The sequence below is a fragment of the Lysobacter enzymogenes genome, assembly GCF_023617245.1.
GTDB lineage: Bacteria > Pseudomonadota > Gammaproteobacteria > Xanthomonadales > Xanthomonadaceae > Lysobacter > Lysobacter yananisis.
Map to the genome: position 1 here is coordinate 630,568 of NZ_CP067396.1, position 14,473 is coordinate 645,040.

Sequence of the window (14,473 nt, forward strand, 5' to 3'; positions counted from 1 at the left end):
GGCCCTGGGCTGCTGTCCAAGTCCGAACAGCGCAAGGCCGCGGCCGTCCTCAAGGCCCGGCTGGCGCTGGCGGGTAGGGCGGGCGAAAAGGACTAGCGCGGCCCGCCCCGGGCCGTATGGGCATCGCGGCGAATCGCGAAGTCCGCCCTGCATCCATTCCTTGGGTATCGCGAAGCACCGATTTGGCGGGCTGCTTGCGCCTATCCAAAAGCGCAGCGACCGGGCATGTTGGACGCCGATGAGTCGTCCGCCTTCGGTAGCTTCGAGCCGGTCTTTCAGAGAGTTTGTCAGGGATGTCCACGTTCACTTTGCTGAAACACGCGGCGCTGGTGACGGCCTTGTCGTTGGGGTGCGGCTGCGCGTCCGCGGCTCGCCCCGGTACGGGCAAAGCCCCTGGGCCGGCCACTGCGGAAGAGGACTGCCTGGTCGTCGGCAATACCCAGACGCGGGAATTGTGCTTTTCCCGCAAGCCCGAGGCCGAGATCGAGGAGTGCGAGCGCATGCGGCCCTTCGCGTGCAAGCCGTACCGCGACATGCACCGGCTCGACCGGGAACTGGCCGCGCTCACCCGCGATCTGTCCGCGCGGGCACAGAAGCGGTACGCCGCTTACGCCGAGGACGATGCGGCCTACCTCGGCGACCTGTCGGCCTATATCGACGCGTCGGGCAAGGCGTGGGCGGCCTCACGCGATGCCGACTGCTTGTTGCAGCCTTTCGCCCAGGGCATGTCCAGGCGCGAGGCCGGCGACCTGACCGAAGCCTGCCGCGTGGAGCGGACCCAGGCGCGTATCGCGCAGATCAAGGAATTGTTTTCTTCGATGTAGATGCGCAACGACGGTCGCTACCGTCGAGGAGTCTCCGCGATCTCCAGCGCGGTTACACACAGTCGTTTGGGGTCGGTAGATGAGAACCCGACCGACATGCCGCTGCCCGTCGCAAGGTAGATGCCAGAGTCCCGGGACTGATCCAGTCGTGACGGATCGAGATGCGTAACAGCGATGGCCTTCTCGATGGGAAAGCACGGGGCACTGTCGATTTCTACTAACGCGTGTCGGCCTTCCAGTTGCAGGTAACGAAGGACGATGTACCCGTCACGCAATTTCAGTGGCTTCTGACGTTCGATCTGATCGGTTACCGGCGCTTGATCGTTCATGGGAAACCGGGCCCGAAGCATTCGTGTCAAGTGATCGAAGCCGTCGGTTCCTGATTGAAGAGGCTGGGTCAGCATGGCTTCGACGGTTAACTGATCGGACATATCAGTGGGTGTCGTCGGGTTGATCGCACATGCAGTCACGCTCAACGCAATCAATGCCAGCTTGAGCGTTGCGCATGCGTGCGCACGCAGGCCACATATTTTCACCGTCTACTCCCAAGCGGTTGTCCGGCTTTGCTCTTCAGCGCAGCATCGGTCGATCAACTGTCTCCGCCTGCTGGATTTGTTGCTGGCTCCGTTGAGTATCCAGCGACGCCAGAGCCCGCATGGACTCCTCCAGCGGAATGCCCGCCGAGGCCTGTGCATTCACATGCGAACGCTTGTGGCCCGGGTCGTCCAACCGTCCTTCCACCGCGATAACGTTCCGGCCGACTTCGCCGCCCGGATGCTGGCTCAGCAGCACATGGTCGATCCGGCCCAGGCCGTCGCGCGCGGCTTGTGCGGACAGGCAGCCGGCGATGCAATCCAGCGACTGGTCGCTGGGCTTCAGCTCATGCTGGGCGAATGCTTCCTGCGTCTTCTCGCGTGTGTTCCGCCAAAGCGCGTCTTCGGGATTCGCGCTGCCGTGATCGCTCCGATGCGGCTGCTTCGGTTCACCGTCGCTTCTTGGCGCGGACGGCTGCGCCTCGCCCTTAGGCCGTAGCACGCGTTCGAAGTCCCGGAGGTAGGCATCGCGATGGGTCAGCACGCCGTTGCCGTCTTGATCGGTCAACGAACTGCCGAGGGTGTATCGCGTATCGGCTACTTTGCTGGCGATGGCTGAGACGACCTGCTTGTCGTTCAATTCGCCGCCGCTCCATTCGCGGTACAGCTTGGCCAGTTCCATACCATGCAGATACCCGATGGAATCGAAGGGCGCTTCTTTCGAAAACTCCGGCGTGTTCTTCAAATCTTTGAAGATCGGGAATGCATTGAAGATAGCGGTGGCTTCGATCTCGCTTCGGTACTGCACGTACTCGTCGCGGGAGCCGCCTGCAGGGAAGGGACGGGTGGTGTTGTCTTTGTCGTGCCCGATTTCATGGGCCAGCATTGCGAACATATGACGCTGCGGCCACGGGTTCGTGCCGTACTGGCGCAGGGCGGTCCATTCGCTCTCGTTCACTACGATCGCCGGTGGCGAGCTGGGGCGATAGAGCGGTTTGGATTGGCTGGGATCGGTCTGAATCGCGCCGCCCTTTTCGAAGAACGTGGTGAAGTCGGCCGTAGCGTTGGGCGAAGCGAGTATCCAGCCGCGAATGTGCTCCGGCATGGCCTGGAAGTTGCGGTTGGTTTCGAGGAAATCCCTTTCCTTTTGGCTCATCGGTCAGGCTCGATATGGATGTAGGAAACGCACTTTTCGTCGGATGTGGTGCTGAAGCTCACCATCACTCCGTTCCGGGTCGCGTCGTAAGTCTGTGGGCCGGGTGTCCGCTCTTGGGTGTGCGGTTTGGCTTGGGTAATTTGGAGCGCGCGCTCGGTTTGGAAACATGGCTCAGCCGCCACAGCCATCGACATAAAGTCGGGGGGGGCGGGCTCCAGCCAGAACATCGAAAGCACGTGCCGGTCTTGCAGCGTCTTGGGCTGGTTGTCGATGCGTTTCGAATCCGCACCCGCGATGCCGTACAGCTTCATCATTGCGGACCGAGTACGGTTTCTGCCTTCGATTCCGGTAAGCGGCGTGGTCAGCAATCGCTCGATCGTAGGCGCCTCATCCGCTTCCGATTTGGTTTCGACAGTCGATGCGCAGCCGAATGCGGACGAAAGGACGAGCAGGGAGGCGATACTCCAAATGGCGGTCTGCCTTTGGCTGGCGACCTGCGGAGCTTCGGATTCAGCGCGGCAGGTGTCGGTCGTTGACCTCATGTATTCAGATCCTGTGAGGAGCCTGCGGCTTATTTGCTCGACGATAATAGCTCCGAATGATGGCGAGCGGCAGCCGGACGCGCGCGTATGCAGGCTCATAAAGGGCACGCAATCTCAACGCATATTTCTCAAAATTTGCGCGCTCGGAGCGGGGCTTGAGTGGTTCGCTACTCGTTGCGAGTCGACTCGCTTATGCTCGCCCCATCTGTAAGGTGCAGCGGTGCACGGAATGCGCAACTTTCAGTTCATTTCGCTTGATTGTCGTTCGGCAGATGGCGCGAGAGCGTTTACTTCCGATTTGCGACGGACTGCATCTCAATCGTGCCGTGCAAGTTCCGGATGGGATCGTAAGCGCTCAGCGTTGCGCCGTCTGCCACGATTCGCGCTAGCAGCGATACTTCTGGTGCTGGGCAGCGCCTGCGCTCACGAGCCCGTTCAGCCTTCTTCTGCATCCAACAAGAAGCAATACGACATGACGTCGGTCGACACGTTCAAGCCGAGTTCGCTGGCCGAGCATCCCGACCTGACTCCAGCAGCGGTCTCCCGCAAATTCCTCAAATACTTGTCCTCGCTGCAAGGCGTGTCCGATTTATCGCCTGCCGATGTAGCCCGGGAACTGGGCATTCCTTTGAAGCGAACCGCATCCGGTGGCTACGCCTTCCGCATCGTTCTGCCTAACAGCGGATGGTCCTACGGCGTCGATTTCCTGGAGTCCGCCGGCCTGAAGCGAAAAACTTTCAGCCTCGACTTCGCCAACGATCAGCGAGGCCGCGATGCGGGCCCGGTGTGCGAACTCGGGTTGAACGATGCCCTTGCTGAGCTGAGGCATGCCGGTTACGAGGGCGGCCCCGAGTTTGGCGAAATAGGGCAACTGCAGAACTACTCGCTTAGCAGGGGGGAGGTGAACATCATCATCCGCGAGTGGACGATGGCGGCTCCAGACGGCGGCACGGCCACGAAGACTTGCTTGGAATCCATTTCCGTTCACGGAGCGGATTGAATCAAGGCTGGACCCAACTCGCAGTTGGAAGCCGCCTGAACGATCAAGACGCAGCGGCATCATACGAAAGAATCAGCTGTCTTCCGAATGCGGTCGCTCTTTGCAGGACTTGATTCCAGCCCGCAGCGCCGTTTGATCTGCGCCACCTCATCGCGCCGCAGGCCCTCAGCGCCTGACTCCCCACGACAACCCGCGCGATCGTCCCCCAGAGCCGAACGTTTATCATCAGTGCGAGCATTGTGAGTGCGTGTGCACTTAAGCCACATATTTTCGCCATTTACTCCAAAGCGGTAGGCTGCCCTAACATAGAGCCCTCGATCCATTGCGTTGGAACTTGCAATACTCACGAAACTGGCTCACAAAGTCGGCCACGACAAGTTCAATACGGGTACTGTTAACTTCATGGTCGCCCCCACTCGCAGCCGCAACTCGGTGGCCTGATGGACAGGTCGGGATGGAGTAAGCCGTAGAGGCTTAATCCTTTCCCAGGCCGCATACACGCAGAAGTCGCACAGGAGTTTGCGATGACAAGGATGTGGATCGTGGTCGGCGACCCGACCTCCAGCGGCGGCCGGGTAATTTCAGGCTCGCCGTTCACCGATATCGACGGCAAGCCGGTATCGCGCGTTACCGATTCTGCAATCTGTCCGGTGCACAAGGGCGTATTTCCCATCGTCGATGGGGACAGCACGATGCTCGTTGATGGCCAGCCAGTCGCCCTGCACGGAAGTTCATTGGCGTGCGGTTGCAAGGTACTCTCGGCGCTGCAGTCCCACGTGCTGGTGGATGCCGGCGGCGCTGCCGCGCCCGCCGTCACACAGGCCCGCGGCGAGCGCATGCAGGCAGCCAGCGGGCAAAACGTCCCTGCCGGGACATCGCCCGCCCCCGCGCCGGGAGCCACCGTCCCACCGCCGGGGCCGCCCTGCAGCATCACATCGCAAACGGTGGCCACCTCGCCATCGAACCGGGCAAGAACCCGGATAGGCGTCGCGGAGCGGGTGCGCCTGCGTTACAACTCGGGAGCCGCGACTTGGCGAATCGTGCGGGGCGGAGGCACGCTGTCGGCGACCAGCGGCTCAACCGTCACGTATACCGCCGGCGAAGCGGCCGCTCAGGTCGAGATCAGCGCGACGGGAAGCAGCGGCACGTGCTCGATCACCCTGGATGTAGTGGAGCCTGCGAGCTGGATCATGAAGCTTGCTGCCGGTCGGCCCAAAAAGCATCGCAACGGTCGCCCGGATTGTGGCTGGCTGGGTGAGTTCTTCGTGCATCCCACCGATGTGAATTTCGAGAACCTGCAGACCCGGGAAGTCGACTCCACCTGCACCGCGTCGGGCGGCATGGCGTGCCAGCACGGAAACAAGCACGGTAGCTATCCAGGCCCTGATTTCGCCAGCCCTTGGTTCCGCTTGACGGGACACACCGCCGATGGAACCACCGACTCCAGCCTGGACCAGATTTACTCCGGTGACTGCGGCGCCGGCAGCACCGGGACCGCCGTTCCGTTCACGGCGGGGCAACTGCATTTCGATATCCGAATGCAATGGCAGGTGTACGGAGCGACGACGGTTCACGATTTCCCACTGCAAGCGCAGGAAAGCCAGCTATTCGCCGATGGTCGCTGCGAAAGCCGGAAGGGCGGCCATACCGAGTCCATCCTGTACTCTGAACCGACTTCATGGTCATGGTAGGCACTTCATGCGCACGCGTACCTGTGTTCTTGTCGTTTCCTTGTTGATCCTGGTCCTGACCGGAGCCAAACCCATGACCGAGAATCAAAACAGGCTGGCCGAGGCCGCGGCATTGGCGACTCAGTTTCGCGATAAACGCGATGCCGAACCCTATCTTTTGGAGCGCAGTGCCGATGCATTGAGCTCGGTAGATCTGGACGGCGAGTCCGAAGCTACCCGGGCGCCGACGCAGCGGCTGGTGTTGCATGCGTGGCTGCAACTGCTGCATCAAATCGACGATGCGAAGGCGATCGGCTTCGATCCGACCCGCGTTCCCCCACGCAATGTATCTCCACCGCAGGAAGACGGCCGCGTTCTCCTGCCCGGCGCGGCGCCCGAGCAAATTCGGGACCCCTCGCTACGCGAAACCTATCGCCAGGCGTTGGAAAAGCATCGCCGCGATCAGATCGACTTCAACCGCCAGATCAACCTGAAGAAGACGGATGAATACGTCACTCCGTTCGCCGAGGATTTCTTGCGAGGGTATGCCCAGGGACGCCCGGAGCAGCAGGTCAGGGAAGAAATCGGCAACAGGGTGTCGTTTGACCGAGCGCTGGCTTTGCTGAAAGCGATATCGTCTTCGCCGTAAAGAAGGAAGCGAAAGCCACTGGGTGGAACGGGTGGCGTTCTTCCGCTTGAAGTACCACCGGGCCAATGTGCTCTTGAAGGCTCAGGTCAAGGACTGAGCTGCGTGTTGGCGTGACAAGCGTTCGCTTGTCGTGGCGCTGCTTGCGATAAGGGCGCGGGAGCGGGGCTTGCTTCCAGCCCGAACCCCCGTATGATCTGCGCCACCTCATCGCGCCGCAACGGCGCCGCAGGCCCTCAGCGCCTGCTCTGTCGACCGACTCCCCAGGAAAACCCGCTCGATCGCTCCCAGAGCCGATTCGGCGACGCACGCCTTTTCGTTGCTTTCCCCAACCCGCGGCCCTGCCGCCCGATTCATGCACCCCGAACCTTCGCTCGATGCTTGGGTAGACGCCTTCATACAAATCAGAACGTTGCCGGAAGGCACAGACACCGGCTCCGATCATCCTTTGTGGTGGGCCGATGAGCGCACCATGTTCGTTCTCAGGCCCGTCGACTTCGAGACGATGTGGCAGTTCGTTACGGCCGTATTGGCCCGAAAACCGCCCGGGCCTGTGCTCGGCTATCTGGCGGCGGGGCCGCTGGAAGACATGATCGCCTGCTTCGGCGATTACTTCATCGAGCGGATCGAGGACACGGCGCGGCGCGATCCGGCGTTCCGCGATTTGCTGCATGGTGTCTGGAAGAACGCGACGCCGGACGCGCTGTGGGAGCGGGTCAAGGCGGCTCGTGGTCCCGAACCTGAATGTGGCGATGGGCTCGACGTCCGGCCGGAGCCGTAGTTTCACGGTCCGGGAATTGTCTTGCCCCTGTCATGCCTGTCGCATCGAATCCGCGCAACGGTCCAGTTGCCGGGAGACGAGACATGGCGTCGATCCACACTCCGGTCGAAGGGCGAATCCTGGCTATCCGCAGGAAGTCGATACGCTCTGCGGCGATGTTGTTCTGCGCGGCGGCGGCCTGCTCGCCGGCCGCCGCCGCGCAACCTTCGCCCTGGCGCACCCTCAGCAACGAGGACGGCATCCACCTCGAGGCGCGCCGCGTCGCGGGCGAGCGTTTCGACGAGCTTCGCGTCAGCACGTCGTTGAAGGTGTCGCCGGATGCGGTCGCGGATTTCCTGCTCGGGAAGTATCTCGACGCCAGGAATAAGAACATCCGGCGGCGTTTCATCCAGCGCGGGCCGGAGGTGGTGGTGTGGGCGGATGTGCTGCGCACGCCGGTGGCGGATCGTTGCTATTCGATGCGCTTCGAGCGGCAGGACCTGGCCGATGGTGCGGTGCGGGTGAAGTTTGCGTCGCTGGACGAGGCCGGTACGGGGGCGGCGCCGGATTGCGTGGCGCTGCGTTCGCGCGGGGAGTGGTTGATGACGCCGTCGGCCGGGGGGACGCGGTTGGTGTATGCGTCGTTGACCGATATCGGCGGCAATACGCCGGCGTTCATGGCCAAGGGGCCGTTGACGTCGGCGGCGGTGTCGAGCGTGCGCAAGGTGATCGCGGGCGCGTCGGGGTTGGCGCTGCCGCGCGGGCTGGGCGATTGAGTGGGCCATGACGATGGAGGGGGCTGCGCATCGGCGCGGTCGCCCCCGTTTAGCGAGGCGATTCGAGCCCCGCTGGTCGCATAAAGCCGGTCTGTGCGCATTCGCGCCGTGGGGGCGCTGCTACCATCGGAAGCTCGCGCGACGCGACCCGTGTTCCTTCCCTGCGACAGGAGAACGACGATGACCCCGAAGAACACCATCTGCCTGTGGTACGACGGCGCCGCTCTGGAAGCCGCCGAGTTCTATGCGAAGACGTTCCCGGACAGCGCGGTGACCGCGATCCATCATGCGCCCGGCGATTATCCCGACGGCCATCAGGGCGATGTGCTGACGGTGGAGTTCACGGTGGCGGGCATTCCGTGCGTGGGTTTGAACGGCGGGCCGGCGTTCAAGCACGACGAGGCGTTTTCGTTCCAGATCGCCACCGACGACCAGGCCGAGACCGATCGTTTGTGGGACGCCATCGTCGGCAACGGCGGCAAGGAAAGCGCCTGCGGCTGGTGCAAGGACAAGTGGGGCTTGTCGTGGCAGATCACGCCGCGCGCGCTGCTCGATGCGTTCACCGATCCGGACCGGGCCGCGGCCAAGCGCGCGTTCGACGCGATGATGACGATGGGCAAGATCGACATCGCCAAGATCGAGGCGGCGCGCAGAGGGTGATGCGGCTGCGATGACGGAGGCTTGCGGATCGGGCGGTATCGATCGGGCGGCGTTTCCCTGCGGTCCGACGATCGCCGCAGACCGGCGCCATCGCCGCGTCAGTCCATCTCCCCCGACCCGAACACCTCGTACCGCCCGATTCGTCCCACCTTCGCCGCCGCTTCCTGCACGTCCGCGCGGGCCAGCAACGCCTTGCGCGCTTCGCGATACGCCACATCCCCGGGCAACGGATCCGGCCGCCGGAACTCCTGCAGCCACAGCAGCGTCTCCACGCGCTCGTCCTGCGTCGCCAGCAGTTCGACAGTCAGTGCCGCCGCCTCGTCCAGCCTCTGCATCCGCAGCAGGCTTTCCAGGTAGACGCGCGGGCCGTCCTTGCGCTGTTCGCCGAGTTGGCGCAGGGCGCGGTCGGCGCCGCGGCGGTCGCCCTTGGCCTCGGCGGCGCACAGGCGCACGTTCTGCACGACCAGGCGCGCGTAAGCGTTGAGATCGGAGCCGATGCGGCCGAGCGCGGCGAGGGCATCGTCGGGGCGTTGCAGGCTGCAGTACAGCGAGGCGAGGTTGATGGTCTGGCTGACGTTGGGCAGGCCGTCTTCGGTGAGGCGGCTGGCGCGTTCGAGTTTGGCCACGGCGTCGTCGCCGCGGCCGAGGCGGCGCAGCGCGATCGCGGCGGTATTCATCAGCCAGGCGCGTTGGTGCGGGTCGTCGTAGTCGCTGTCGCTGCGCTGGTCGGCGTCCTGAGCCAGGGCGAGCACGCCGGCGTTGTCGCCGGCGGTCAGCAGCGCGTAGCTCAGCTGCACGCGGCTGTCGAGGCTGCGCGGGGCGAGTTCGGCTTTCTCGCGCTGGGCTTCGATCTGCCGGCGCGAGGCGTTGGCGATGTCGCTGGCCCAGCCGCCGTCCTGGGCGAGGAAGTCGAAGCGTTTGTCGATGCGCAAACGCACCAGCTGCATCGGATCGACGATGCGCTTGACGACGGTGCGGGCCTCGTCGCGGCGGCCGCGTTCGACCAGCATTTCGACCAGGGCGAACCAGACCGGGCTGGCGTCGGCGGTGCGGTGGCTCCAGTTGGCGGCGTACAGCGCGCGCAGCAGGGTCAGGCGTTGCTCGGAGCCGTGCGGCAGTTCGGTCTGCAGGCGCGAGAGGATGTCGGAATTCACTTTCGCCAGCGATTCCGGCCAGTACTCGACCAGCTGGACGAAGGCGTCGGCGGCGGCCTCGTAGTGTTTGAGGTCGTATTCGACCAGCGCCAGCCGGTACCAATCGTCGGGGGTGTTCTCGGCCGCGATGGCCTGGCGGTAGAGGCCGATGGCGCGCGGCATATGGCCGGTGACCGCGGCGGCCTGCGCGGCGGCGGCGAGCGCGACGCGCCGGTCGCCGGCGCCCAGGACGGCGAACGCCGGATGCTTGAACACCTCGGCGAACGCGGCGTCGGCTTGTTCGTAACGGCCTTCGCGCGAATGAGCGAGCGCGATGTTGATGCTCTCCAGGAACCGCGTGACCTCGGCTTCGACCGCGGCCTCGGTGTTGCGCGCGGTGGCGGGCTGCGCCGGCGCGGGCGCGGGCGGGGTTTGCTGCGCGGACGCGCCCGCGGAGGCGAGCGACAAGGTCAGGGCCAGGCCGCGGCCCGCGGCGCGAATTCGATGGTGCATGCATCCCCCAGACGGCAGGCCGGCGCGGCCGCGTCGGTCCTTGGCGGCCATCGCAGCTGCGAACGGCGCGCCCAGCGGCCAAGCATACCGGTTGTCGTCGCGGACCAGGACCGCGTCGCGGCGCCTGCGGCGATACGGCCATAAGGCGCATGGGCGAGGTGTTGTCGATTCGTTGTCGCTTTCCGCAGGTAGCACTCGCGCGGATCTTCGCGAGCGAGCGAGATCCGTCGCGCTGCGCGAACCGCATCGCGACTGTCGATTGCCGCTTGCGAGCGCGCACGCGCGATCGAGCGCGATGTGGCCCTCGATCGCGACCGCGCGCCGCGCAGTAGCGCGCCGCCATGCCGGCCCACGCGACGTCGCCGCTCACGCCGATCTCTCGGTATACACGTGCGCTGCGTCCAATTCCGCGGCTCCGCGCGCGCCGGAAAAACGAACGCACGTGCCAGGCGAACCTCGTTGCATCGGCAGGCTTTCATTCGCCGCGTCACGCAAATGCGTCGTCGCCGCGGCGAGAAAGCGCTTCCCGTCGAGATTTAACAAACCCGGCGCGCAAGCGCTGTCCGACGCGCGCGGGCGCGGGCGTTGGCTACACAGCAACTTCCGTTTTGCGGATCGGCGGGCCGCACAGGCCGGCCCGTGCAGCCGCGGCGCGCGGAACTGGGCGTGCGCATGCGACAGGGACTCATCGGCGAAGTTGCGGGCATCACTCATGGCCTGGACGACAGGACGTTCCACCCATCCTAAGGAGAGTGTGCGATGAGAGTTCCAAGCAAACACACGCCGTCCGGCGTGCGCTGGCTGCGCCGGTTCGCGATCGCGACCGTGCTGGCGGCGCTGCCGCTGGCCAGCGCGGTCGCGCGCATGACCGAGGCGCCACGCAGTTTCGCGCTGCAGGACAAGTCGCTCGACGCGGTGCAGCGCAAGACCCTGCCGAGCGTCGATCCGGCCCGGTTGCTGGCCGAGGACGAGATGCGGGCGAAGGCGGTCAGCGCGCCGCAGCCGCTGCGGTTCGCGGTGAACGCCGGCGTGACCTACGACACCGGCGGTTCCGGCACCTGGCACAAGCTGCCCGACGGCCTGCTGTGGCGCCTGCGCATCCACACGCCCGGCGCGACCAACCACAACCTCGGCTTCACCCGCTACGACATGACGCCCGGCGCCAAGCTGTGGATCTACGATCCGGCCGGCAAGCACGTCGAAGGCGCGTACACCGCCAGGGACCGCAGCCAGCACGGCCGCTTGTGGACGCCGATGATCGAAGGCGACGAGGTCGTGGTCGAGCTGTTCGTGCCCAACGGCGCGGCCCAGCCGAAGCTGACGCTCGGAGCGGTCAACCAGGGCTATCGCGATTTCACCGCCAAGAACTGGGACAAGCAGGGCAGCTGCAACAACGACGTGGTCTGCCCGGTCGCGGCCGGTTGGGGGCAGCAGATCCGTACGGTGGCGCGCTACGTGATCGGCGGCACCTCGCTGTGCAGCGGCCAGCTGGTCAACAACACCAGTTACGACTTCAAGCCGTATTTCCTCAGCGCCAACCACTGCGGCGTGACCACGGCCAACGACGACACCCTGGTGTTCTACTGGCAGTTCCACTCGCCGACGTGCGGCGCGCTCAGCGGCGGCAGCCTGGCGATCAACCAGACCGGCGCGACCTATCGCGCGTCGTATGCGCCGAGCGATTTCCTGCTGGTCGAGCTCAATGCGCCGCCGGTGGCGGGCTCCAATCCCTACTTCAGCGGCTGGGACATCAGCGGCACGGCGCCGGCCGCGACGGTCGGCATCCACCATCCCAGCGGCGACGAGAAGGCGATCTCGTTCAACAACAACGCGGTGACCTCGACCGCGTATCTGTCCAACACCGTCAGCGCCACCGCCAACCACTGGCGCGTGGACGCGTGGGAAAGCGGCACCACCGAAGGCGGTTCGTCCGGTTCGTGCCTGTGGGGCGCGAGCAGCAAGCGCTGCATCGGCCAGTTGCACGGCGGCTATGCCTCGTGCAGCGCGCCGACTACGTCGGATTGGTACGGCAAGCTCAGCGTGAGCTGGAACGGCGGCGGCACGCCGGCGACCCGGCTCAAGGACTGGCTCGATCCGACCAACACCGGGGTGATCGGCATCGACGGCGATCCGCACGTGACCACGCTCGACGGCGTGCGCTACGACTTCCAGGGCGCCGGCGAGTACACCGTGCTGCGCGATCCGGCCGGGGTGGAGATCCAGGCGCGGCAGACGCCGATCGCGACCTCGTTCAATCCCGGCGCCGATCCGTACAGCGGCCTGGCGACCTGCGTGAGCCTCAACAGCGCGGTCGCCGCGCGCGTCGGCAAGTACCGGGTGACCTACCAGCCCAACCTCAGCGGCCAGCCCGATCCCAAGGGCCTGCAGCTGCGCATCGACGGGCGGCTGGTGTCGCTGGGCACCGGCATCGACCTGGGCAACGGCGGCAGCATCAGCCCGACCTCGGCGCCGGGCGGGATCCGGGTGAGCTTCCCGGAGAAGTACAACCTGCAGGTGACGCCGGGCTGGTGGGCGTCGGAAGGCAAGTGGTACCTCAACATCGGGGTGACGCGTAAGCCGGCCGACGGCGCCGGCGGCGCGGGCGATGCCGAAGCGCCGCTCGGCGGCATCGGCGCGCCGCTGGCCGCGCAGAGCTGGCTGCCGCCGCTGCCCGACGGTTCGTCGCTGGGGCCGCGTCCGGCCGCGCTGGGCGACCGCTACGAGCATCTGTACAAGAAGTTCGGCGAAGCCTGGCGGGTGAGCAACGCCAACACCTTGTTCGACTACGCGCCCGGCACTTCGACCGACACCTTCACCTTGAAGAGCTGGCCGAACGAGAACCCGCCGTGCAACCTGACCGGGCAGGTGCCGGTCAAGCCGCTGAGCCGCGAGATCGCGGTGCAGGAGTGCGCCATCGTCCGCGACGAGCGCATGCGCGGCAATTGCGTGTTCGACGTGATGATCACCGGCGAGCGCGGTTTCGCCCAGACCTATGCGCGCACGCAGGAGACCCAGGGGAAAGCCAAGGCGCAGGCCGAGGCGGCGCGGGGCGGCGCGTCGAAGTAAGTCCGCCGCGGCCGCGCCCGACGGGCGGGCCGCATCGCACGACAACGCCGGGGCCCGCCCCGGCGTTGTTTTTTTGCGCCCGCCGCCGCGCGCCGCGACCGATGTTGCGCGACCGCAACGCGAATCTGCCAACCGCGCGGCATCCGCCGGCGCGTGCGCCGCGCTAAGCTGCGGCCGTCGCGGCCCCCGCCGCGGCGGACTCTCGCGGAGCCGGCCATGGCCACGATGCGTTATCACGACGGGCAGGACGTGCGGTTGGGCGACGTGGCCAGCTTCGGCGCGCACGACACCTGCCGGGTGGTGGTGCTGATCGACGAACAGGCCGCGGTGGAGGGCTACATCGCCGACGAGTGGGCTTACCTCGGCGGCGGTTGCGTGCTTTTCGCGCACGACGCGGGGCTGGTGCACTATCCCGCCGACACGCTCGGCGAGGATGTCGGGGTGAGCCTGCTCGAACGCGCCTGAGGTCCGGCCTCAACCGCGTCGCCGCGCCGCATCCTGCCGGTACAGGCGTACGAAGACGAAGCCCACGGTGGCGAAGCCCAGCGCCAACGGCAGCAGCTGCGACCACGGCTGGCCGAACCGCACCACGTTGCCGACCAGCGCCGACACCATGCCGAACAGCGCGGCGATGAGCTTGTAGCTGTGCTCGTAGCGCCACAGCCGGGCGAACCAGCGGCGCGGGAACAGCCAGCGCGCGGCGTCGTAGGCGACCACGCTGGCGAGCGCGCCGAGCGAGGAATACACCAGCATGTTCGCGCCGGCGGCCAGGACGATCGGCGCCAGCCACGCGCCCGCGGCGACGGCGGCCAGGGTCAGCGCGGCATCCGCGGCCTGCGGTCCGCGCTCGCGCGTGCGCGCCGAGCGCCAGCCGCCGAGCAGCTGATACAGCACCAGCACAGTCAGCGCGGCGAAGTTCGGCAGAAACCGGAACGCCGCCAATCCCAACGCGGCGGACAGGCAGACCACGAGGCCGGCGTAGCAGAAGCCGCGGCCCCAGCGCCGATGCGCGTCGCTGCCCTTGGCGTTGGCGAGCTGGTAGACGCCGATCGCCATCGCGACCGAGCCGGCCAGCACGTGCAGGACGATGTTGAGCAGGTGCGGCGTGGACATCGGCAGGCGAGCGGCGAATTGCGGCGTTCGCATTGAGCCGTCGTCGGCGTCGGCGCGCCTGTGCCATTCGTCGGCCTGCCG

14 protein-coding genes are annotated in these 14,473 nt (G+C 65.9%); 9 read left to right on the top strand and 5 right to left on the bottom strand.

The annotated features are described in order from the left end of the window. Positions 1 to 293: 293 nt before the first annotated feature. On the top strand, positions 294 to 824 hold the full coding sequence (locus JHW41_RS02600) for a lysozyme inhibitor LprI family protein (RefSeq protein ID WP_250448927.1): 531 nt from the start codon (positions 294 to 296) through the stop codon (positions 822 to 824). 17 nt (positions 825 to 841) lie between these two features. Here JHW41_RS02600 and JHW41_RS02605 read toward each other — a convergent pair whose 3' ends face one another. The 3 genes from JHW41_RS02605 to JHW41_RS02615 all read right to left on the bottom strand — a co-directional run bounded on the left by JHW41_RS02605 (position 842) and on the right by JHW41_RS02615 (position 3,055). After that, positions 842 to 1,255, bottom strand: coding sequence for a hypothetical protein (locus JHW41_RS02605; RefSeq protein WP_250448928.1), 414 nt, complete (start codon positions 1,253 to 1,255; stop codon positions 842 to 844). Positions 1,256 to 1,394: 139 nt separating this feature from the next. Beyond that, positions 1,395 to 2,513 carry an XVIPCD domain-containing protein gene (locus JHW41_RS02610; RefSeq protein WP_250448929.1) on the bottom strand — a complete coding sequence of 373 codons (1,119 nt, stop codon included), beginning with the start codon at positions 2,511 to 2,513 and terminating at the stop codon, positions 1,395 to 1,397. After that, a complete protein-coding gene (locus JHW41_RS02615) occupies positions 2,510 to 3,055 on the bottom strand; it encodes a hypothetical protein (protein ID WP_139381936.1) in 546 nt (181 codons plus the stop codon). Before JHW41_RS02615 ends, JHW41_RS02610 begins: the two co-directional genes overlap by 4 nt. 403 nt (positions 3,056 to 3,458) lie before the next feature. Here JHW41_RS02615 and JHW41_RS02620 point away from each other — a divergent pair, with 403 nt between their 5' ends. From JHW41_RS02620 to JHW41_RS02645, 6 genes are all read left to right on the top strand, one after another. After that, the gene (locus JHW41_RS02620) at positions 3,459 to 4,055 is read left to right on the top strand and encodes a hypothetical protein (protein WP_250448930.1); all 597 of its coding nucleotides are present in this window, start codon (positions 3,459 to 3,461) and stop codon (positions 4,053 to 4,055) included. A gap of 533 nt (positions 4,056 to 4,588) precedes the next feature. Next, complete coding sequence (locus JHW41_RS02625; RefSeq protein ID WP_250448931.1) at positions 4,589 to 5,746, top strand: PAAR domain-containing protein; 1,158 nt, start codon at positions 4,589 to 4,591, stop codon at positions 5,744 to 5,746. 73 nt (positions 5,747 to 5,819) lie between these two features. Then, a complete protein-coding gene (locus JHW41_RS02630; protein WP_139381934.1) occupies positions 5,820 to 6,374 on the top strand; it encodes a hypothetical protein in 555 nt (184 codons plus the stop codon). 352 nt (positions 6,375 to 6,726) lie between these two features. Then, positions 6,727 to 7,152: a DUF6869 domain-containing protein gene (locus JHW41_RS02635; RefSeq protein ID WP_250448932.1), complete on the top strand. Its 426-nt coding sequence runs from the start codon at positions 6,727 to 6,729 to the stop codon at positions 7,150 to 7,152. A gap of 83 nt (positions 7,153 to 7,235) precedes the next feature. Then, the gene (locus JHW41_RS02640; RefSeq protein ID WP_250448933.1) at positions 7,236 to 7,907 is read left to right on the top strand and encodes a hypothetical protein; all 672 of its coding nucleotides are present in this window, start codon (positions 7,236 to 7,238) and stop codon (positions 7,905 to 7,907) included. Positions 7,908 to 8,087: 180 nt separating this feature from the next. Continuing rightward, positions 8,088 to 8,567 carry a VOC family protein gene (locus JHW41_RS02645; RefSeq protein ID WP_250448934.1) on the top strand — a complete coding sequence of 160 codons (480 nt, stop codon included), beginning with the start codon at positions 8,088 to 8,090 and terminating at the stop codon, positions 8,565 to 8,567. Positions 8,568 to 8,665: 98 nt separating this feature from the next. Here JHW41_RS02645 and JHW41_RS02650 read toward each other — a convergent pair whose 3' ends face one another. Next, positions 8,666 to 10,213, bottom strand: coding sequence for a hypothetical protein (locus tag JHW41_RS02650; RefSeq protein ID WP_250448935.1), 1,548 nt, complete (start codon positions 10,211 to 10,213; stop codon positions 8,666 to 8,668). 759 nt (positions 10,214 to 10,972) lie between these two features. Here JHW41_RS02650 and JHW41_RS02655 point away from each other — a divergent pair. Beyond that, positions 10,973 to 13,279 carry a VWD domain-containing protein gene (locus JHW41_RS02655; RefSeq protein ID WP_250448936.1) on the top strand — a complete coding sequence of 769 codons (2,307 nt, stop codon included), beginning with the start codon at positions 10,973 to 10,975 and terminating at the stop codon, positions 13,277 to 13,279. Between the two features lie 216 nt (positions 13,280 to 13,495). Beyond that, positions 13,496 to 13,744: a hypothetical protein gene (locus tag JHW41_RS02660; RefSeq protein WP_250448937.1), complete on the top strand. Its 249-nt coding sequence runs from the start codon at positions 13,496 to 13,498 to the stop codon at positions 13,742 to 13,744. Between the two features lie 9 nt (positions 13,745 to 13,753). On the opposite strand, the gene JHW41_RS02665 is transcribed toward JHW41_RS02660, so the two are convergent. Further along, a complete protein-coding gene (locus JHW41_RS02665; RefSeq protein WP_250448938.1) occupies positions 13,754 to 14,425 on the bottom strand; it encodes a DUF2306 domain-containing protein in 672 nt (223 codons plus the stop codon). Positions 14,426 to 14,473: the final 48 nt, after the last annotated feature.